Origin of the sequence: Cyanobacterium sp. IPPAS B-1200 (assembly GCF_001747005.2) — a bacterium.
Lineage (GTDB): Bacteria > Cyanobacteriota > Cyanobacteriia > Cyanobacteriales > Cyanobacteriaceae > Cyanobacterium.
Map to the genome: position 1 here is coordinate 1,653,840 of NZ_CP182899.1, position 19,701 is coordinate 1,673,540.

At 38.2% G+C, this 19,701-nt stretch carries 14 protein-coding genes; 7 read left to right on the forward strand and 7 right to left on the reverse strand.

Annotated elements, in window-relative coordinates; genetic code table 11:
- Positions 1 to 55: 55 nt before the first annotated feature.
- Positions 56 to 2,563 carry a primosomal protein N' gene (gene priA, locus A5482_RS07580; protein ID WP_069790949.1) on the forward strand — a complete coding sequence of 836 codons (2,508 nt, stop codon included), beginning with the start codon at positions 56 to 58 and terminating at the stop codon, positions 2,561 to 2,563.
- A gap of 83 nt (positions 2,564 to 2,646) precedes the next feature.
- On the opposite strand, the gene A5482_RS07585 is transcribed toward priA, so the two are convergent.
- Positions 2,647 to 3,546 carry an IS5/IS1182 family transposase gene (locus A5482_RS07585; RefSeq protein WP_069790049.1) on the reverse strand — a complete coding sequence of 300 codons (900 nt, stop codon included), beginning with the start codon at positions 3,544 to 3,546 and terminating at the stop codon, positions 2,647 to 2,649.
- A 239-nt stretch (positions 3,547 to 3,785) separates the two neighbouring features.
- Positions 3,786 to 4,070: an HU family DNA-binding protein gene (locus A5482_RS07590; RefSeq protein ID WP_069791918.1), complete on the reverse strand. Its 285-nt coding sequence runs from the start codon at positions 4,068 to 4,070 to the stop codon at positions 3,786 to 3,788.
- A 373-nt stretch (positions 4,071 to 4,443) separates the two neighbouring features.
- Between A5482_RS07590 and A5482_RS07595 the strand changes: the two genes are divergently transcribed.
- Entirely contained in the window at positions 4,444 to 5,559 is a 1,116-nt protein-coding gene (locus A5482_RS07595) for an NAD(P)/FAD-dependent oxidoreductase (protein WP_069791930.1), read from the forward strand.
- Positions 5,560 to 5,573: 14 nt separating this feature from the next.
- On the opposite strand, the gene nadA is transcribed toward A5482_RS07595, so the two are convergent.
- Positions 5,574 to 6,539 (reverse strand): quinolinate synthase NadA, encoded by a 966-nt coding sequence (gene nadA, locus A5482_RS07600; RefSeq protein ID WP_446684742.1) that lies wholly within the window; start codon positions 6,537 to 6,539, stop codon positions 5,574 to 5,576.
- Positions 6,540 to 6,705: 166 nt separating this feature from the next.
- On the opposite strand from nadA, the gene A5482_RS07605 reads away from it, so the two are divergent.
- Complete coding sequence (locus A5482_RS07605) at positions 6,706 to 6,876, forward strand: hypothetical protein (protein ID WP_201150107.1); 171 nt, start codon at positions 6,706 to 6,708, stop codon at positions 6,874 to 6,876.
- A 94-nt stretch (positions 6,877 to 6,970) separates the two neighbouring features.
- On the opposite strand, the gene ggpS is transcribed toward A5482_RS07605, so the two are convergent.
- Entirely contained in the window at positions 6,971 to 8,452 is a 1,482-nt protein-coding gene (gene ggpS / locus A5482_RS07610) for a glucosylglycerol-phosphate synthase (protein ID WP_069791916.1), read from the reverse strand.
- 742 nt (positions 8,453 to 9,194) lie between these two features.
- On the opposite strand from ggpS, the gene A5482_RS07615 reads away from it, so the two are divergent.
- The gene (locus tag A5482_RS07615) at positions 9,195 to 9,518 is read left to right on the forward strand and encodes an ArsR/SmtB family transcription factor (RefSeq protein WP_069791915.1); all 324 of its coding nucleotides are present in this window, start codon (positions 9,195 to 9,197) and stop codon (positions 9,516 to 9,518) included.
- Between the two features lie 197 nt (positions 9,519 to 9,715).
- Positions 9,716 to 10,876 carry an ACR3 family arsenite efflux transporter gene (arsB, locus tag A5482_RS07620; protein WP_069791914.1) on the forward strand — a complete coding sequence of 387 codons (1,161 nt, stop codon included), beginning with the start codon at positions 9,716 to 9,718 and terminating at the stop codon, positions 10,874 to 10,876.
- Here the strand turns inward: arsB and pgsA are convergent.
- From pgsA to A5482_RS07635, 3 genes are all read right to left on the reverse strand, one after another.
- A complete protein-coding gene (pgsA, locus tag A5482_RS07625) occupies positions 10,873 to 11,391 on the reverse strand; it encodes a CDP-diacylglycerol--glycerol-3-phosphate 3-phosphatidyltransferase (RefSeq protein ID WP_069791913.1) in 519 nt (172 codons plus the stop codon). The genes arsB and pgsA overlap by 4 nt on opposite strands.
- A 7-nt stretch (positions 11,392 to 11,398) precedes the next feature.
- Positions 11,399 to 12,118, reverse strand: coding sequence for a sugar transferase (locus A5482_RS07630; RefSeq protein WP_083260501.1), 720 nt, complete (start codon positions 12,116 to 12,118; stop codon positions 11,399 to 11,401).
- Positions 12,119 to 12,682: 564 nt separating this feature from the next.
- Positions 12,683 to 14,260 (reverse strand): cation:proton antiporter, encoded by a 1,578-nt coding sequence (locus tag A5482_RS07635; RefSeq protein ID WP_069791912.1) that lies wholly within the window; start codon positions 14,258 to 14,260, stop codon positions 12,683 to 12,685.
- A 67-nt stretch (positions 14,261 to 14,327) separates the two neighbouring features.
- Here A5482_RS07635 and A5482_RS07640 point away from each other — a divergent pair, with 67 nt between their 5' ends.
- Together A5482_RS07640 and A5482_RS07645 are read left to right on the forward strand one after the other, a co-directional pair.
- Complete coding sequence (locus tag A5482_RS07640) at positions 14,328 to 15,092, forward strand: metallophosphoesterase (protein WP_069791911.1); 765 nt, start codon at positions 14,328 to 14,330, stop codon at positions 15,090 to 15,092.
- A gap of 313 nt (positions 15,093 to 15,405) precedes the next feature.
- Positions 15,406 to 19,623: a CHAT domain-containing protein gene (locus tag A5482_RS07645; RefSeq protein WP_446684743.1), complete on the forward strand. Its 4,218-nt coding sequence runs from the start codon at positions 15,406 to 15,408 to the stop codon at positions 19,621 to 19,623.
- Positions 19,624 to 19,701 lie beyond the last annotated feature (78 nt).

The following is a 19,701-nucleotide window of genomic DNA, read 5'->3' on the forward strand; positions in this document are numbered from 1 at the left end:
AACTCTCAGCCATGAGCCTATAATTAATGTAAATGTTATTGTTTATGTAATCTTTATGTATCCCCTATCTTCATCCACCCTTACTTTAGCAGAGCCTAAAACAGAATATGGCTCAAAAAACTATCAGTGGGTAGAGGTGTTGGTGGATTGTCCCTATGCTGAGGGTTTATATACCTATGCCATCGGTGATGAAATGGAGGTAAAAGCAGGGGATATTTTAAGTGTGCCTTTTGGTAATTCGGTGGTAGGTGCGATCGCCCTTAAACTGGTATCAAAACCCCCAGAAACATTAGAAATTGACCAGATTAAAACAGTAGAAGATGTCATTACATCGGGCTTTTTTCCTCCTCGTTATTGGGAATTATTAACTAAGGTTTCGGAATATTATTTAACTGACTTAATTTATGTAATTAAGTGTGCTTTACCACCCAAATTATTAGGCAAATCGCAAAAAAGAGTTAGGCTTTTATTTGATAACATTCCTCAGGGTGCAGAAAACTTTTGTCCTCCCATGGCATGGCGAGTTTTGCAACTATTACAAAATAGTAAAAATGGTGATTATACTTTTAGTTACATCAATCAAAAGGTAAAAGGGGCAAGGAGGGGCATTAATGATTTAGTCAAAAGAGATTGGGTGCAAACCTATCTACAACCCCCTGCCAAAGCTAAACCAAAATATCTGAAAGTGGTTACTTTTATTAGTGAAAATTCCGCCACTACCATCACCCAAAAACAAAGGGATGTTTTAGCCATTCTCAAGACAAACGGGGGAGAATTATCCCAACCAGATTTAATGCAAAAATGCGAATTAAATAGTAATTCTGTTATTAACAGTTTGGCGAAAAAAGGTTGTGTGGTAATCCAAGAAAGAGAGAGTTTACGGCTGTTACAAAACTCCGCCCCTAAAAAAGATTTACCAAAAGTATTGACAGAAGAGCAACAATGTGCGTTTGAAAAAATCAGCGGTTTACAAGGGTTTAATATTAGCCTACTCCATGGGGTGACAGGATCAGGGAAAACAGAAGTATATCTGAGGGCGATCGCCCCTATCCTCGCAGAAAAAAAATCAGCCCTTGTTTTAGTACCCGAAATCGGCTTAACCCCCCAACTCACTGACCGATTTCGAGCCAGATTTGGACAACAAGTTTGCGTCTATCACAGCGGCCTGAGTGACGGAGAAAGGTATGATACATGGCGCCAAATGCTCACAGGAGAACCCCAAGTGGTTATCGGCACTCGCAGCGCCATATTTGCACCCCTCCCTAATCTGGGCATGATAATCCTCGATGAAGAACATGACACCAGCTTTAAACAAAGTCAACCCGCCCCCCCCTACCACGCCAAAACCGTCGCCCAGTGGCGTGCAGAATTGGTAAATTGCCCTCTAATTTTAGGGTCAGCTACCCCCTCCCTTGAATCATGGCAACTCGCCACACAGGGGCAAAATTCCCCAGAATCCGAACAAAAAAAATATTACCTATCCCTGCCCAATCGAGTTTATAACCGCCCTTTACCTCCAGTGCAAATTGTGGATATGCGCCATGAATTGCGCAAGGGCAACCGCAGCATCTTTAGTCATGCCCTCGGTAACGCCTTGGGTAATCTTAAGGAAGAAGGAAAACAAGCCATCCTATTTATTTCCCGTCGGGGGCATAGTACTTTTGTATCTTGTCGCAGTTGTGGTTATGTGATGGAATGCCCCCATTGTGATGTTTCCTTGTCTTACCATTATCCCAAGGAAGGGGCTACCCAACTGTTACGCTGTCACTATTGCAACCATACCCAAATTCATCCGAAAAACTGCCCCGAATGTGGTTCGCCCTATCTCAAGTTTTTTGGCACAGGTACTCAAAAGGTATTATTAGAATTACAAAAAGCCTTCCCTGAGTTGAAAATATTACGGTTTGATAGTGATACCACCAGCACCAAAAATGCCCATCGTCGTATTTTAGAAGATTTTGAAGCAGGAAAAGCGGATGTATTAATTGGTACGCAAATGTTAACTAAGGGCATCGATTTGGCTCAAGTAACCCTCGTGGGGGTAGTATCTGCCGATGGTTTACTATTCCATTCTGATTATCGCGCTAGTGAGAGGGCTTTTCAAACCTTAACCCAAGTGGCTGGAAGGGCAGGAAGGGGAGATGACCCCGGACAGGTTATAATACAAACCTACTCCCCTGAGCATCCCGTTATCGGGGCGGTACAAACTCACAACTATTCTGCATTCATTGCCACAGAATTGGAACAAAGGGAAGCCCTAGATTATCCTCCCTATGGTAGTTTAATTTTGCTCAAGTGTACAGGAGCGGATGGAAACAAGGTAAGGGAAGCGGTAGAGGCGATCGCCGATGTTTGTGAACAAATACTCCCCGATGATGTAGAAATTTTAGGGCCGGCCCCTGCCAATGTGATGAGGGTAGCAAGGCGTTATCGTTGGCAAATTTTACTCAAATCCCTCGAGCCTTTTTCCCATGAGTTAAAACAACAATTATTAACCCTAAAACAATATTGTCCTAGTATGGTTTCCTTTAATATTGATGTCGATCCCATTAGAATTGAATAGAGTTGTTGCGAAATAGTAGGAGATAGCTTTAATGTTGAATATTAAATAAAGTTAATGGGATTTTTCTTATTCCTGATTTTATTTTATGCTACTTCCAAATATAAATTCCATAATCCACAAGCTGTTACCATTAGTTTGTCATCAAATTCTGGCGTTCTATTTCTATAAACTGATGATACAGCATAGTATCTTTTTACCCCTGCAAAAGCGTTCTCACATCCTACTCTTTCCCTTGATAATTCTCTATTTTCCTCTTTTTGTTCCACCGTCAACTCTCCCCCTCTCGGTTTTTTTTGAGGTAAAAAGACATTATCATACATTTTTTGCACTCCTTGAAATCCCGAATCTGCTTGTACTTTCACCATATCTGGTATTCCCCCAATCAAGTCAAATTGATCATGGATTTTTTTATCATGAATTTTGCCATTACAGGTGGGTGTTAACTGTAATATCTTTTTTTCTGGGCTTACTACCGCTAGATTTTTACGGGTGTGTCTTTTCTTTTTTCCTGAGTAATTTTCTTTTTGTTTTTTCTTGTCTTGTGGTCGATTAATCGGTCTTTCCACCCCGTCAATCATCACTCTTTCCACATCGGGAAAATATTCCCTGAACTCTTGAATTGTGCTAATTTTCCTTTTTGGCAATACCTGTTTTTCATTTAATGTTTTTTCTAAAACCTCTTGTAGTTTATGACTCCATCGATAAGCTTGACTTCGGTCACAATCAAAGAGAATAGCAGCTAAATCAAATGTTGGATAACATTTTAAATAAAATAGAATATAGAAAAGTTTCTGCTCAATGGTTTTGAGATGAGATTTTCGACCTCCGCCAAAGCGTCTCTGACGAGAAGAGTCACTTTTTTGTGATAATGAAAGATAAACCGACTCAAAACTGACTAATAAATCATCAAATGCCTTGCGATTCAATCCTGTGGTGGCTCTGAGGAGTCGATCTTGATTAAGTATTTTGTCAATATTTAACATTCTACTTCTTTTTACTTAGTCAGTTTTCTTTATTATCTCCTATTTCGCAACAACTCTAATAATTAAGGTATTACTGAATTTAGATAGGATTTTCAGTTTAAGGGGAAAATGTAATAGTGTTTTAATGATTGAACGTTATTATCCATAGAATGAGACTGTTCCCCCCTTTGAAAATCAAAAGGGGGCAGAAAGAGGATTTATTCTTTTTACCCCTCTGGAAAAATCAACCTAGGGATTAACTAGGATTTAGGAGGGGCAACTCTTTCCTTGAATAATTTACCAGCAGAAAAAGCAGGAACTTTAGTAGCTGGAATATTCATTTTTTCACCAGTTTTAGGATTACGACCTTCACGTGCTTTTCTGTCACGGCTTTCAAAGGAGCCAAAACCAACGAGGGTTACTTTTTCTCCGCTCGAAACTGCTTCCATGATTGCTTCTACCGTGGCACTGATTACGGAATCAGCTTGTTTTTTGGTAACGGAAGCCTTTTCTGCTACTGCATCAACTAATTCACCTTTGTTCATAGAATATACTCCTATTTTATTTGTATTTGTATTTTTAACACCTAACCATGATCATCAGATTCTAATATTTAATTAGCTGAAATAACCATCGAATAAGTGTTTGACTGTTTTTAACACTAGATCTGATATTACCTGATTAATTGCTGAAATGTTTAAAAAATATCGTTTTTCCCGTTTTTTCTAAATTTTTACTGATTTTTGTAAAGAAAGGTAACGATTTTGAGCCGTTTTAGCCGATAAATGGGGCAAAATCTCATAATAGTGGGGAAAATTAAACCTATTGTTTTTGATTTTTTTTGAAGGAAATAAAACGAATTCTTCGCTGGGTAGTATCTTGGGTTATACTCAAAAAGTTAGCGTTAGGAATAAGTCACTGGATAAAATTGTAATTATTGGTGCGGGGATTGTGGGCAGTGCGATCGCCTTTGAACTAAGTCAAGATCCTCAGTTTAATATTACTTTAATAGATAAAAAAGCCCCAGCTAGTGGTTCATCGGGAGCTGCGTTAGGCTTGTTGATGGGGGTAATGAGTCAAAAGATAAAAGGAAGGGCATGGCGACTAAGAGAGAATAGCTTAACGAGATACAAAACCCTTTTACCCGAATTGAAACAGTTAACGGGGTTAGAAATCCCTTATAACCGCCATGGCATCGTCAAATTATTATTGGCAGGGGATGACCTCGAAAAATGGCGTAAATTGGCCGAAAAAAGGGCAGAGCAAGGGTATCGTCTCAAGGTTTGGAATCGTTCTCAATTACAATCTTTTTGCCCAGAGGTGCAAGGAGAAGAAATAATTGGGGCGGTTTCTTCCCCCGATGATTTACAAATCAATCCCACTCCCCTCGTGGAGGCTTTGGTTGAAGGTGCGAAGATAAAAGGGGTAAAGTGTATTTTTGGTCAAAAAGTTGATAATTTTAAAATTAGTTCTTCAAATGAAGATAATAAAAGGGTCTGTGAGTCTTTACAGGTGAGGGGTGCATCCCTAGACGCAGACTTAGTTATTGTCTGTGGTGGTTTGGGTTCTACTCCTTTAACTGAGGAGTTGGGAAAGACGGTAAAAATTAAGCCCGTATTAGGACAAGCCATGGTGATGAGTTATGATGGGTGGCAAAAATTGCCTGATTTTAACCCAGTGATTACGGGGGATGATGTGCATATCGTACCTCTGAATGATAATCGTTTTTGGGTGGGGGCTACCCTTGAATTTGCCCATGAAGATGGACAGGTAATGGAGGATAAACAATTACTTACTAATTTACATCAAAGGGCGATCGCCTTTTGTCCTGCTCTCAAATCGGCTTCTATTATCTCCCAATGGTCAGGGAAACGACCTCGCCCCGAAGGGCGCCCAGCCCCCATCATAGAATGGTTAGAGGGTTACGATAATGTTATTTTAGCCACCGCCCATTACCGCAACGGAATTTTACTCGCCCCCGCCACAGCAATGGAAGTAAAAGAATTAATAATGGAGAGGGCTAAGCAAACATAAAAAACAAAAACTTATTACTTAGACATTTCCAACATTCTTTGTATGGGTTGTAAAGCCTTACTTCTAGTGGGTTCAGGAATAATAATTTCGGGGGTTTTATTTTTGAGGGCAAGATAGACTTTTTCGAGGGTATTTAGCCTCATGTAAGGACATTCATTGCAGTTACAATTAGTGGTAGAAGGGGCAGGAATAAACACCTTGTTGGGGGCTTGTTTTTGCATTTGGTGGATGATTCCTGGTTCGGTGGCGATAATGAATTTGTCGCATTCACTACTCTGAGAATATTTTAAAAGGGCGGTAGTTGAGCCAATATAATCAGCGTGACGTAGCACGGAGGTTTCACATTCTGGGTGAGCTAAAATTTGGGCTTCAGGGTTTGTTACTTTTAGTTCAACAATTCTTTTTTCTGAAAAGGTTTCATGAACGATGCAGCTACCATCCCACAATACTAAATCTCGTCCTGTTTGTTGGCTCACATAACGCCCTAAGTTTTTGTCAGGGGCGAAAATAATTTTTTGCTCTGGGGGAATTTGATTAACAATAGAAACGGCATTGGAACTAGTACAGATAATATCGCTAAGGGCTTTTATTTCTGCGGTACAATTGATGTAGGAAATAACAATATGATCTGGATGTTGGGCTTTAAATTTGGCAAAGGCATCGGGAGGGCAACTGTCCGCAAGGGAACATCCCGCTTCTAAGTCGGGTAATAATACTAATTTATGGGGATTTAGAATTTTTGCGGTTTCTGCCATGAAGTGCACCCCTGCAAAAAGGATTACATCGGCGGTGGTGTTCGCAGCCTGTTGAGATAAACCGAGGGAGTCGCCGATATAGTCGGCTATATCTTGGATGTCTCCTTCTTGGTAGTAGTGGGCGAGAATTACAGCGTTTAGTTCTTTTTTCAAAAGTGCGATCGCACTGAACAAATCATCGGGAATATTATTTTCAATCTTACGGGGGGGAGTAGCAGTAAACATATTCAACAACCGTCGGGGATTTAGTAAAAGTTAGTAACTATCATATCGTGAATTATCAAAATTTGAAAATCCACAAAAACAGGATGAAATTAATAAACGGGTATTGATTTTGGTGGTTTAATATATAATTTGAAGGGAATTACCTTAGTACAAATCAATAAATTTTATGGCACTTACCGATTTTTCTGCTTATATATTCGCTCAAATGATCGAAGATCCTGATATTATTGGTCAAATTACCGATGCGTGGAATAATTTTGTAGAATCTGGACAAGTTTGGGCAATGGTAATTGGTGTGGTTTTGGGGTATATGTTTGCTAGTTTTACCCGTTTCTAAGACTGATGTATGAATTAATCAGGTTATTTATTGCAAAAAAATAGGGGAAATATTATCCCCCCATTCTATATCTGTCAATTAATTCAGTAAATACTTATTTTTTAGGAATTTTACCAAATACATCTAAAAGGCGATCGCCCCAATACTTAACATCATAAGTGGAAACAGTCTTATACATCGCATCCATGCGTTCTCTTTGTTCATCTTCAGGCATTCCCAAAGCCTTATCAATAGCCGTATCCATACGAGTTACAGAATAAGGATTAGTCAAAAGAGCCTCGGGTAATTCCACCGCCGCCCCTACAAACTCAGAGAGGATTAATACGCCACTCTCATCCTTATGGGCAGAAATATATTCCTTTGCAACTAAGTTTAAGCCATCGCGTAAAGGAGTAGTCCAACAAATATCCGCCGCCCGATAATACGCCAACAAATCAGTAAAAGGAATAGGTTTAGTAAACAGAATAATAGGAGTCCAATCCAAACGGGCAAACTTACCATTAATTTGTCCTACCAACTGCTCAATTTTATTTTGGGTAGTCTTATATACCCTCATTCCAGCAGCCGCAGACACGCAACTAACAATAAAATTAACCTTACCATGTAGCTCTGGACGGCGTTCCAATAAACGACCAAAAGCTTCCAACATCTCCTGATTACCCTTCACATAATCAATTCTACCAGCGGCAATAATTAACTTACGTCCATTCAACTCCTCTTTGATTTCCTCATATTTTTTCTGGGATTCTGCCGTGGCCAACACAGAAGTAATGTAATCGGGGTTAGTACCCACAGGGAAAGCATCAACAGTTACATCCTGCCCGTTATAACGTAACTTAGTTACCATTTCAGGCTCAGCCAAAGCAGTTCCACATTTAGTAAAATGTCCTTGTACAGGTTGTCTTTCCACTACCTCCACAGGTAATAAACTACGGGTTACATTGACAAAGTTTTCCGAATAACGAGGAATATGGAAACCTACCACATCACAACACAACAGACTTTTAATAATTTCCTCACGCCAAGGCAGAATGTTAAATACATCCACCGAGGGGAAAGGAGTGTGGTGGAAGAAAGCAATTCTCGCATTAGGTTTCATTTCCCTAATATATTTAGGGGCTAACCATAGGTTATAGTCGTGTACCCAAATAAGAGCATCATCAGCCGCTTCCTTACAGGCTGCTTCGGCAAATAATCGGTTAATTTCTTTAAAATTTTCCCACTCAGAAGACTCAGAAGTGAAGTGATAAGGGAAGGAATGAAGAATAGGCCAGAAGGCTTCTTTTGAAGTGATATGATAAAATTCCTTTACCTGATTTGGAGAGAGGGGAATACGTAAAACGCTGTAATTAGAGCTTTCTTCCTCTACCTGTACCCTTTCTTGGAAAGTAGATTGTTCTTTTTTAGCAACCTGTCGCCAAGCAATCCAAGTTCCTTTATCAACACTATTAAAGAAACTTCTTAGGGTTGGTACGATACCATTAGGGCTTTTTTTATCACGATAAAAAGTTTTTCCGTTTTCAATTACTTCGTCATAGGGTTGACGGTGATAGAGAATGACTAGAGATGATTTCATTGTTTTTTATGATTTATGAATAATTACAGTATTTTGCCTTCGATTATATATTGAGATCTATTTATCGAATTACAATTTTTGAGTGGGATAGTTATTTTTACTTTTTAAAAATATAAAACTATCAGCTATCTATTAGAATTGCATTAGATTTACTCATGTTTTAGTATGTTAAACTTAATTTAATCTATACTTAAAAAATAAAATAATTACAATAGTATTAGATATTTTATGTTGAAAATAACATTAAAAACTACTTTTAGCTACTAGGCTTTTTCTGAGAAATAGAACAATGTATTATAAGCTACCTTCATATTAGGGAGTTTTAATTACATAATAAATTCAGCAATTAAACTAGATTTAATCATAGCATAATGATTAATATTGAGTCAAATTTTATGGAGCAAGCCATCATAAAAAGTAAATAATTAGATTGCGTTACTTTGTTAAGCCCTATGAATATTCTGATTTTCTCACACACAAATCAACGAGAGACACTATGCATAAACTACGGAAGATAATTACTTCGCTAGTGCTTCTTTTACAAGCATTGCTCTTGTTTTTTTGATGGTAATGGCAATAAGATGTACAATTAATAGTAACGTGGACGTTAAAAAACAAGATGAGAACTTTAAATACTTAGTTTTTGGGCAACAAGTGACACAGGATTACCTACTTCGTTAGGTGAAAACTTCCGAAGGGTAAGTATCAAAGTTGAATTTTGTACCTTAATACTATAATTTTAATGAGCATTGCAGAAGTAGAAGAAAAAACTAACATAAAAAAAGGATTTCATGCGTTATCTGATTCTATTCGGATTGAAGTATTAAATTTGTTGAGAAATCAAGAGTTGTGCGTATGTGAGTTGTTGGAGGTTTTAAATATCAGTCAATCAAAGTTATCTTTTCACCTCAAAACTTTGAAGGAAGCTGGTTTGGTCCGTACCCGTCAGGAGGGGCGATGGGTTTATTATAGTTTAAACTTATCTCAGATGGTGATATTGGAGCAGTATTTGGCAGATTTTCGTCTCACGGTTTCTTTGACACCTTCTCGAAAATGTTGCGATTAGGAAGCGATATATATACCAATTTTTACTGTTATAATTGTTTTGCAGGTTATGATTTGAAATTAAGATTTGAAAAGAATTTTCTGTTGTCGAAATTTAACGGTTAATTTCTTAAGGGACTTTAATCATATCTTGAGAATAAAGATAGATAATTTTCATTACTTACTTGCCTAAAATATACCAATAAAAATTGTTTTATTATGACAGTAAATATAAATCCTAAGGCCATAAAAGCAGGGGGAAATTTAAGTTTCTTCGAGAAATATTTAACTCTCTGGGTTTTTATTTGTATCATCGTTGGCATTAGTTTGGGAAGAGTTTTCCCTGATATTGCTCAAAGTTTGGATAGTATCAGTATCTATAATGTTTCGATTCCCATTGCTATCTGTTTATTTTTTATGATGTATCCCATCATGGTTAAGATAGATTTTTCTCAGGCGGTTAAGGCGGTTAAAACTCCTAAGCCTGTGTTTTTAACCTTGGCGGTTAATTGGTTGGTTAAACCTTTTTCCATGGTGATTTTTGCTCAATTTTTTCTTGGTTATCTTTTTTCAGGGTTGTTATCTGATACGGAGATAATTCGGGGGGTTGAGGTTTCTTTGGCTGATTCTTATATTGCTGGTTGTATTTTGCTGGGAATCGCTCCTTGCACGGCAATGGTGTTGATGTGGGGCTATCTTTCTTATAGTAATCAGGGAATTACTTTGGTTATGGTGGCGGTTAATTCTTTGGCGATGTTATTTTTGTATGCACCGTTGGGGCAATGGTTGTTATCGGCTAATAATTTGAGTGTGCCTTGGCAAACTATTGTTTTTTCTGTGTTGATATATGTGGGTTTACCTTTGATTACGGGGATTTTTAGTCGATATTGGATTTTTAAGTATAAGGGTAGGGCTTGGTTTGAGTCGAAGTTTTTACATTATCTCTCTCCTGTGGCTATTATTGCTCTGTTGGCGACTTTGATTTTATTGTTTGCTTTTAAGGGGGAGTTGATTGTTAATAATCCTTTGCATATTCTTTTGATTGCGATTCCTTTGTTTATTCAAACTAATTTTATTTTCTTTATTACTTATGTAATTGCACTGAAGATGAATTTATCCTATGAGGATTCGGCACCTGCTTCTTTGATTGGGGCTAGTAATCATTTTGAAGTGGCGATCGCAACGGCGGTGATGTTATTCGGCTTAAATTCGGGGGCCGCATTGACTACTGTGGTGGGGGTATTAATAGAAGTACCTGTGATGTTGGTATTGGTGGAATTTTGTAAAAAGACGGCTTCTTGGTTCCCCAGAGAGCCTGAAAAGGCTACTTTAATCGATCCTCGGTGCATTGAAACTCTTAGGGCAAGGGAGGAGTATTAGGCTGTTTCTTGTTGGGGAATGAGGTAAATTAACCCTGAAACGATGGTTAGTGTTACCGACACCCAAAATATAATTATTCCTATTTCTAATGCCCAAGGGTATCTAGGTAAAAGTAAAATGGCGATCGCACTTATCTGGCTAACAGTCTTAAACTTACCCCAAAGATTAGCACCTGAAATAGTCTTTTGTTGAGGACTTACCCGCCAACCTGCGATCGCAATTTCTCGCAACAAAATCAAAAAAACCCCCCAACTGGGGATTATTTGACGCTCAACCAAAACCAATAAAGGAGCAACTACCAAAATCTTGTCCGTCAAAGGATCCAAAAACTTACCTAAATCCGTAACTTGATTTAAACGCCTTGCTAAATAACCATCCAACCAATCCGTAAGAGAAGCCAGTAAAAATAAACCCCAAGCCCACCATTGATAAATTTCCATTGGCTGATATAAACACCAGAGAATAGGAACTATCAAAACAATGCGACTAAAAGTAATAGTATTGGGAAGATTCATTCAATAATTAACAAGCACCTTCGCGCTTAACAACAACCTCAACGGTTTTAAAAATCAAATATAAATCATACCATACTGTCCATTTTTTCTGGTAATCCAAATCCATTGCCACCACTTGATTAAAATCAAGACATTTAGAACGTCCTTTTACCTGCCACTCTCCCGTCAAACCAGGTTTCACCTTAAGGCGTAATAAATGATAGTCATTATATTTTGACACTTCATTGGGAGTAGGAGGACGAGTCCCAACTAAACTCATATCTCCCGTTAAAACATTCCAAAACTGGGGAAATTCATCCAAACTAGTGGATCTTAAAAATTTCCCAACCCTTGTAATACGAGGATCCTCTGGATTTTTAAAAATAAAACCATCAGCATGATTTTTTACTAAATGTTGTTTTCTTTCCGCATCCACCGTCATAGAGCGGAATTTCCAAATAGTAAATTTTTTCCCATTAAACCCGCACCGAGTTTGGGAGTAGAAAATAGGACCGGGATTATCTTTGTAAATCCAAATAGCTAAAGGAATAAAAATGATGGCAGTGATCATTAAACCGACTAAAGCCCCAATAATATCAATCAAACGTTTTAATTTACTATTAATAGAGCGATGAACCCTATTAGATTCAGTGTAGTGATTATTATTTAGTATTTTTTTTGTATTAGATAGTTTGTCTTCGAGCTTTAAAGATGACTTCTTTATCTTTCTAGGATTGATGAGCATCATGGGCTTATCTTGGTTGTTTTTACTATTAAGGTTATAATATCCGATTTTTAATAAAATGTATGTATTGTAACTGACTTTTTTAGCTTTTTTTACAAAGTTTGGTAAAAACACTTGTACTTTACTGTGTATTTATTAACGAAGTATAAAACAGCTTTACATATTCTTTATATAACTGATAACAACTTCACCATATCTTTATAGATTGTTTTATGACATTTTCAAACTCCTATTAATTACAAATGACTCTATTTTACCCATGTATTACCATAACATAAATATCTTATTGTACTCCTCAATCATTAGTAAAATATCAATGATACCTAAGACATCTATGGTTTTTTTACTAAACAAAGGGTTTAACCCCTTTGCTGTTGTATTTTGATGATTATTCTAGTTATACCTATTACAAAAGATTTTCTTTACCAAAAAATTGATAACAAAAAGATTAAAGACGATCAATTCTTTTAATAAATATCTTTTTAATATGATGTTAGTGTACATTTTCAAAGATATTTTCATAAAAAAATAATGTTTATTAGTTATCACAAAATAAAAAATAAAAAATTATTCTCCCTTCTGTTTGGCAATAATTTCTTGAACCATAGGAGATAAATTTTCGTTTAATTCTCCAGATAAAATCAGGTCTGCGTAAGTATCCGCTTCTATGGAAATGAGATTATCTCTCAATTTTTGCATAGATACATTTTTAAACTCAGGATTAAAATTTTGTAAATCGATAATTTTTTCCTGAATGGAGTTTAATTGTCCTTGAATTAAATTTTTTTCATAGTTATAAAAATCAGGTTCAATTTCAGGCATTGTACTAAGAGGGATACCATTCATATAAGCCAATACCTTGTTTAAAGCAGTCCTTCTCGCTAACAACTCAGTGTATTCTTGTTTAACATTTTGATCCCCTATTAAATTTAGTTTTTGTAAGAAAGTCTTTGTGGTTAATCCTTGTACTAAAAGGGTAAATAATACTACCCCAAAAACTGTGCCTATGACCTCTTGGCGATCGCTCAATATCACTGGTACACTAAGAGCTAGAGCAACTGAAACAGAACCTCTTAACCCACCCCACCAGAGAATTAATTGTTCTTGCCAACTCACCTTCTCTTTAGTGATTAAATTACTAATAGCACATAGTAAAAATACCGCTACAAAGCGACTTCCTATGAGGGAAACAATAGCGACTAAAATAAGTTTCCAGCTATTTAATAACACGGGAAAATCAATCTGATCTCCTATCAATAAAAAGACGATAGAATTAACAAAAAATGCTAAAAATTCCCAAAACTCAGACACACTCAATCGGGTACGAGGATTCATGCCAATTCTTGAGCCAAAATTACCCAGTATTAAACCTACAGTAACTACTCCAATTACCCCAGAGCCGCCCAAATTTTCAGTAATTAAATAAGCACCATAGGCAGAAACAAGGGTTAAAGACTGCTCAACCAAAGGTAAATCAAATCTTTGAGTCAAATAAGAAATACCAAAACCAATGACAAAACCGACAGCTATGCCCACGCCGACAAAGGTTCCAAATTTAACAATAGATTCGGTGATAGAAATACTCTCGTTGCCCAAAGGAATACCCACCAACAAAACAAAAGCAACTACTGCCACCCCATCATTAAATAAACTTTCTCCTTCCATGATGGTGGTAAGTTTTTTGCCCGTGCCTAACTCTCGAAATAGGGCAATGACAGAAACAGGGTCACTAGCTGATAAACTAGCACCTACTAGCAATGCCGTACCCAAAGAGATAGTCGTAAAATAACTGAGAGCAAAGGAGACACTAGCTACCGAAATAATAACCCCAACCACCGCCAAAAGAATGATGGGAGTGAGATTATTTTTCAAATCTTTCCAGCGAATATTCCAAGCCGCTTCAAATAATAATGGGGGCAAGAATATTTCTAAAATTAACTCTGGAGAGAGGTTAACTAATCTAATATCAACTAGGGCTAAACCTAAACCTACTATTACTAAGAGTAAGGTGTAGGGAATTTGTTTAAACCAGATAAATACTCTCGATATGGTAGCAACGGCAAGAGAAACAGATAAAACAATGAGAAATTGCTCTAGGTTTCTTTCGATAGATATTTCTGCAAGGGTTAATAATTCTAAACTCATAGTATATGTTAACTTTTATCCATCTCATAATACTCACAAATCTTAATTTTATTAATTTAACTTTCATATGACAAAAAACTTTACCCTGATTCAAATTACAGATACTCACCTTTTGGACAACCCAGAAGAATTTTTGCGCGGGCAAAATCCTTGGTACAATTTGCAAGCTGTTTTAGAACAAGTAAAATCCAGACAACCCGATGGATTGTTATTAACAGGGGATTTGGCTGATGGTGGTAGTAGGGTTGCCTATGAATATTTACTAAAAGCGATGGGTGAGTTTAGCTGTCCTATTTATTGGTTACACGGTAATCATGATAACGTTAACCTTTTGGGGCAGATGTTACCTTCTTCCAAGGGTTTAGGTTATCAAGCCATTGATTTGGGATTTTGGCGACTATTGTTACTCGATTCTGTGTTGGTGGGAGCAAAATTTGGGGGAGGTTATATAGAAAAAGCACAATTGGAATGGTTAAGGCAAGAGTTGGGGCAACAGACTGATAAGGTTACAATCATAGCGCTCCATCATCATCCAATTCCCACGGGTATCGATTGGGTTGATCAAATTGGGGTGGAAAATGGCAATGATTTAATAAGTTTATTGCACTCATTTCCTCAAGTGCGATTAGTATTATTTGGACATATTCATCATGCTTTACATCACTGCCATGTTAATGCTATGGGTGACAACATTGATTTTTTTGGATGTCCTTCAACTTTTTCTCAAGTTATTCCCTCTCACCCTACTATCGATTCTCATTTATCGGGGTTTCGTGTCATTCGGTTATGGGAAGATGGTAGTTATGACACCTATGTGCAAAGAGTAGGTTAAGTTACTGTTTCCATTAATTCCACTGCCTCGAAGGACAGTGACTCAACTGCATGGGGTTGATGTTGTCGCCATAAAGAGAGTTTTGGTTTCCATTAATTCCACTGTCCCGAAAGACAGCGATCCTCTTATCTTAACCCCTTGCTCTGCTTACTGTCCAGCGACCCTTTGCGAACCTCATTGGAAAAAAGATAAAAAGGGAGAAACAATTTATCTAATACAAAGCAAGGAAGTTAATATAATAATGATGGTTAGTTTTTTTGGACTGGGTGATTTGACAATTACAATCTAATATTATTTTTTAGGGGCTAAGATTATGGTGGCTAAAACATGGGGTTTGATAGTTTCTCTTTTGTCGGGGGCGGTGATATTCAATCCCCATTTGGTTTATGGTCAAGAAATAAGAATCGATCGCACCACAGATACTACTATTACGGTAGATGGTAATAATATCTTAATCAATGGTCAAACCCTGTCAGCAGATGGCAAAAATTTATTTCATAGCTTCCAAGAATTTGGCTTAACTAGCGACCAAATCGTCACCTTTTTTACTAACCCTCACATTCAAAATATTCTCACTCGCATTACAGGGGGTAATCCTTCCCAAATCAATGGTTTATTGCAGGTGGTGGGGGGCAATTCTAATCTGTTTTTGATGAATCCTGCGGGGATTATTTTTGGACAAGGGGCGAGTTTGAATGTACCTGCGGATTTTACCGCCACTACTGCCACTGGCATGGGTTTTGATGGGGGTGTCTTTAGTGCCATTGGCTCTAATGATTATCAAAATTTATTGGGTAATCCCCATAGCTTTGTGTTCAGTCAGGATAATATCGGCAGTATTATCAATCAAGGTAATTTAACCCTCAGCACTGGACAAAATCTCAGTTTAGTAGGTGGCAACGTGATCAACACTGGCACCATAGAAACCTCTGGGGGCAAAATCAATATACAGGCAGTGGAAGGAACTTCAAGGATAAAAATTACTCCCGAAGGTAGTTTGTTGAGTTTAGAGGTTGATTTTCCCAAGGATGAGCAAGGAAATATCGTGGGATTCACCCCCCAAGATTTGCCCTCCTTGTTGACAGGAAGCAATATTGAAGGAGTAACGGTAGATGATGGGGAGGTGAGGGTAAATAATAGTTTGATTCCCCAAGGACAAGGAAATGCGATCGCCTCTGGCACCATATCCACCGCTAATGATGGGGGTATGGGAGGGGAAATTACTATTTTAGGAAAAAATGTAGGGGTGATCGCATCTACCATCACCGCCGATGGACAAACGGGGGGCGGTAACATCAAAATAGGGGGAGATGTCATGGGGCAAGGTACCATCCCCAATGCCTCCGTTACCTACATCAGCCCTGACTCCTTTGTCTCCGCCAACGCCACCACCCAAGGGGATGGGGGTAATGTAATTATCTTTGCCCAAGACTTTGCAAGGATTAATGGCAACCTCAGCGCCACAGGAGGCACCATAGCAGGGGATGGAGGCTTTATTGAAACCAGCGGTTTAAAAAGTTTTAGTATCACATCAGTTCCCGACATTAAAGCCTTTAATGGACAGGGGGGAGAATGGTTAATTGATCCTTTTAATGTGGAAATTGTTGATGGTGGAATTTTAACTAATATTAACGATGATGATAATTCTTTTGTTGCAGAAGGAGATAGCGCTATCTTGCCAGTGCAATCTATTAAAAGTGCTTTGGGTAGTGGAGATGTGAAAATTTCTACAGGGGTTGGCGGAACGCAGCAAGGAAATATCACATGGAATGATACAGCAATACTATCTTATGAAACAGATGATAATAATACCCTAACCCTTGAGGCATCAGGTAATATCAATTTCAACGGCTCTATTCAACCCTCTTCAACTACTGATTTTCTCAATATAGTTTTTAATGCTGATGTTGATGGAAATGATCTTGGTGATATAAATATTAATACTGGGTCATCCATAGTCACCGCTGGAGGTTCAATTACTCTAACAGGGGAAAATATTAAAATAAATCCCCCTTTGAATAGTTCAGGAGGAAATATTTTTGTTAATGCTAATAATGCCATATTGGCAGAGGAAATTAACTCTTCAGGACTTCTTTTAGGAGGAAATATTGAACTAACCGCAGGGGGGAATATAACCACCACCCAAATAACCGCCAATAGCCTTTCATCCGCTGGAAATGGGGGTAACATTACCATTAGTTCTGGAAAAAACGTCGAAACATCAGATATTGAAAGTAAAACTGATGGTGTCATGGGTAACTCAGGAATAATCACTATTGAGGCAGAAGAAAATATCTTAACGGGTAATATTATCTCTGAAGCATCTGATGGAGATGCTGGGGGTATTAGTATTACTTCCTTTACTCAAAACATTGAAACTCAAGACATTATTTCATCATCATTGAATGGCGATGCAGATGGCATTAGCATCAATGCTTCTAAGGGCAACATAACCACAGAAAATATCGTTTCAGGTTCTTTAGTAAGTTCTGGTAATATTATTCTCAATGGGGGGGGTAGTATTGTTGTTAATACGATTGATGCTAGTTCAGATCTTTCTGCTGGGAATATATCTATTACTACGGGAAATAAATTTAGGGCTTTGGGAGAAATTGAGCCTAGTAATGTTAGTTTGCAAAGCAATGGTGCTAGTGGCGGCGGTGGTAATATTTCCATAACATATACCGAACTATTATCCTCTGATTTCACCTTTGATGTTAATGTGGGTGCTTTGATTTTTGATACTGCTAATGGTACAAGGGGAACTATTGAAGCCGGTTCTGCCAGAATTCCCGAAGGTGGTGATGATCCGGAAAGTTTCACTGAGCCTGTTACTATAAGCGGATCTACTGGTGGTTCAATTACGACTTCTTTTGATGTTGAACCACTAAATCCCCAAACCCCTCCAACTCCCCCCCCAACAACTACCCCCATACCAGACCCTGAACCCATACCAGAACCAGAACCAGACCCTGAACCCATACCAGAACCAGAACCAGAACCCATACCAGAACCAGAATCTGAACCCATACCAGAACCAGAACCAGAACCCATACCAGAACCAGACCCTGAACCCATACCAGAACCAGAACCAGAACCCATACCAGAACCTATTGATCCTCAGAGTGAATTACTGTCTTCTTTAATTCAATCGAATCAGAGTGATCCTAGCAATAGTCAAACATCTTATGGTCCCACGGTGGGAGAAAATATTCCGATCAACGGGGAGGAAAGTTTATTAATATTGAGTATTGATCAGGCTAAGGAAATATTGACCACCATTGAAAATAAAACAGGAGTCAAGAGTGGGTTTATTTATGTTAGTTTCAGTCCTCGCAACTATCAACCCATCAGCTTAGATGATGATATGGCAAGGCGAGAGGCTCAGAAAACTAATGAGTTTAGCCTAGTTCTGAATGATGTTCCTAATATTGATCCTGTGACGGATGTTCAAGAGTTAGATGATACTGAGTTGGATATTTTAATTATCACCGCTGAGGGTAATCCCTTGAGGGTTACAGTTCCTGTGAGTCGGGAGGACGTGAGTAATTCGGTGAATAGTTTATGGCTAAATGTCTCCGATATTTTTGATCAAAACGATCGCTACAGGGCCGATGCTACGCAGATTTATCAATGGTTGATGGAGCCTTTGGAAGAATTGCTATCTGAGCGGGAGATTGAAAATTTGGTGTTTATGTTACCCAATGAAATGCGCTTTTTGCCTTTGGCGGTGCTATATAATCAAAAAACTGATGAGTATTTAGTCGAAAAATATAGTCTTTCCCTTACTCCTAGTATTAACCTTAATGATAATGATTATAGTCCTCTGGGCGATCGCAATTTACTCGCCATGGGTGCGTCCACTTTTGAAGATCAGTTAATTACCCCTCTACCAGCAGCTGGTATAGAATTACCCACCATCTCCCAAGTATGGCAAGGAGAAGACCAACTCAGACAAGATTTATTTACCAGTGATAGTTTTACCCTCGATAATATCCGCCGTAATCTCAGCCAAAATTCCTATGGCATAGTTCACTTTGGCACCCATGGAGAATTTAACACGATACAAGCCGATCTGAGTTATATTCAACTATACAACGATCGCCTTAACTTGAATGAACTACGTACCCTAGGACTCAATGACCTTGGAGTAGAACTATTAGTATTAAGCGCCTGTAACACTGCTTTTGGTAATGAAATGGCGGAACTAGGATTTGCAGGGTTAGCTGTCCAAGCAGGGGTAAAAACCGCCCTCGGTAGTGTGTGGCAGGTAAGCGATACTGGCACTCTAGCTCTGATGACCAGTTTTTATGGTCAGTTAAGGAATGATACCATCAAAGCAGAAGCCCTACGCCAAGCCCAATTGAACCTATTACGGGGTGATACACGCAAAACTGACGATGGAGATACCATTGTTACTCCTTCCGTTAATATTTCCCTAGGGGAATTGCCAGAAGTATCTCAACAGTCAGAAGATTTTTCCCATCCTTTCTACTGGGCGCCTTTTACTATGATTGGTAGTCCTTGGTAATTCATCATCAGGACGCACCCAAGCAGATCAAAAAAAGATAGAAACGCTATACTAGCAAAATATAAATATTTTATTAAA

Coding starts and splice junctions, on each gene's coding strand:
- priA (WP_069790949.1), top strand. CDS start 56: ATGTATCCCCTATCTTCATCCACCCTTACTTTAGCAGAGCCTAAAACA.
- A5482_RS07585 (WP_069790049.1), bottom strand. CDS start 3,546: ATGTTAAATATTGACAAAATACTTAATCAAGATCGACTCCTCAGAGCC.
- A5482_RS07590 (WP_069791918.1), bottom strand. CDS start 4,070: ATGAACAAAGGTGAATTAGTTGATGCAGTAGCAGAAAAGGCTTCCGTT.
- nadA (WP_446684742.1), bottom strand. CDS start 6,539: ATGTTTACTGCTACTCCCCCCCGTAAGATTGAAAATAATATTCCCGAT.
- A5482_RS07605 (WP_201150107.1), top strand. CDS start 6,706: ATGGCACTTACCGATTTTTCTGCTTATATATTCGCTCAAATGATCGAA.
- ggpS (WP_069791916.1), bottom strand. CDS start 8,452: ATGAAATCATCTCTAGTCATTCTCTATCACCGTCAACCCTATGACGAA.
- A5482_RS07615 (WP_069791915.1), top strand. CDS start 9,195: ATGAGCATTGCAGAAGTAGAAGAAAAAACTAACATAAAAAAAGGATTT.
- arsB (WP_069791914.1), top strand. CDS start 9,716: ATGACAGTAAATATAAATCCTAAGGCCATAAAAGCAGGGGGAAATTTA.
- pgsA (WP_069791913.1), bottom strand. CDS start 11,391: ATGAATCTTCCCAATACTATTACTTTTAGTCGCATTGTTTTGATAGTT.
- A5482_RS07630 (WP_083260501.1), bottom strand. CDS start 12,118: ATGATGCTCATCAATCCTAGAAAGATAAAGAAGTCATCTTTAAAGCTC.
- A5482_RS07635 (WP_069791912.1), bottom strand. CDS start 14,260: ATGAGTTTAGAATTATTAACCCTTGCAGAAATATCTATCGAAAGAAAC.
- A5482_RS07640 (WP_069791911.1), top strand. CDS start 14,328: ATGACAAAAAACTTTACCCTGATTCAAATTACAGATACTCACCTTTTG.
- A5482_RS07645 (WP_446684743.1), top strand. CDS start 15,406: ATGGTGGCTAAAACATGGGGTTTGATAGTTTCTCTTTTGTCGGGGGCG.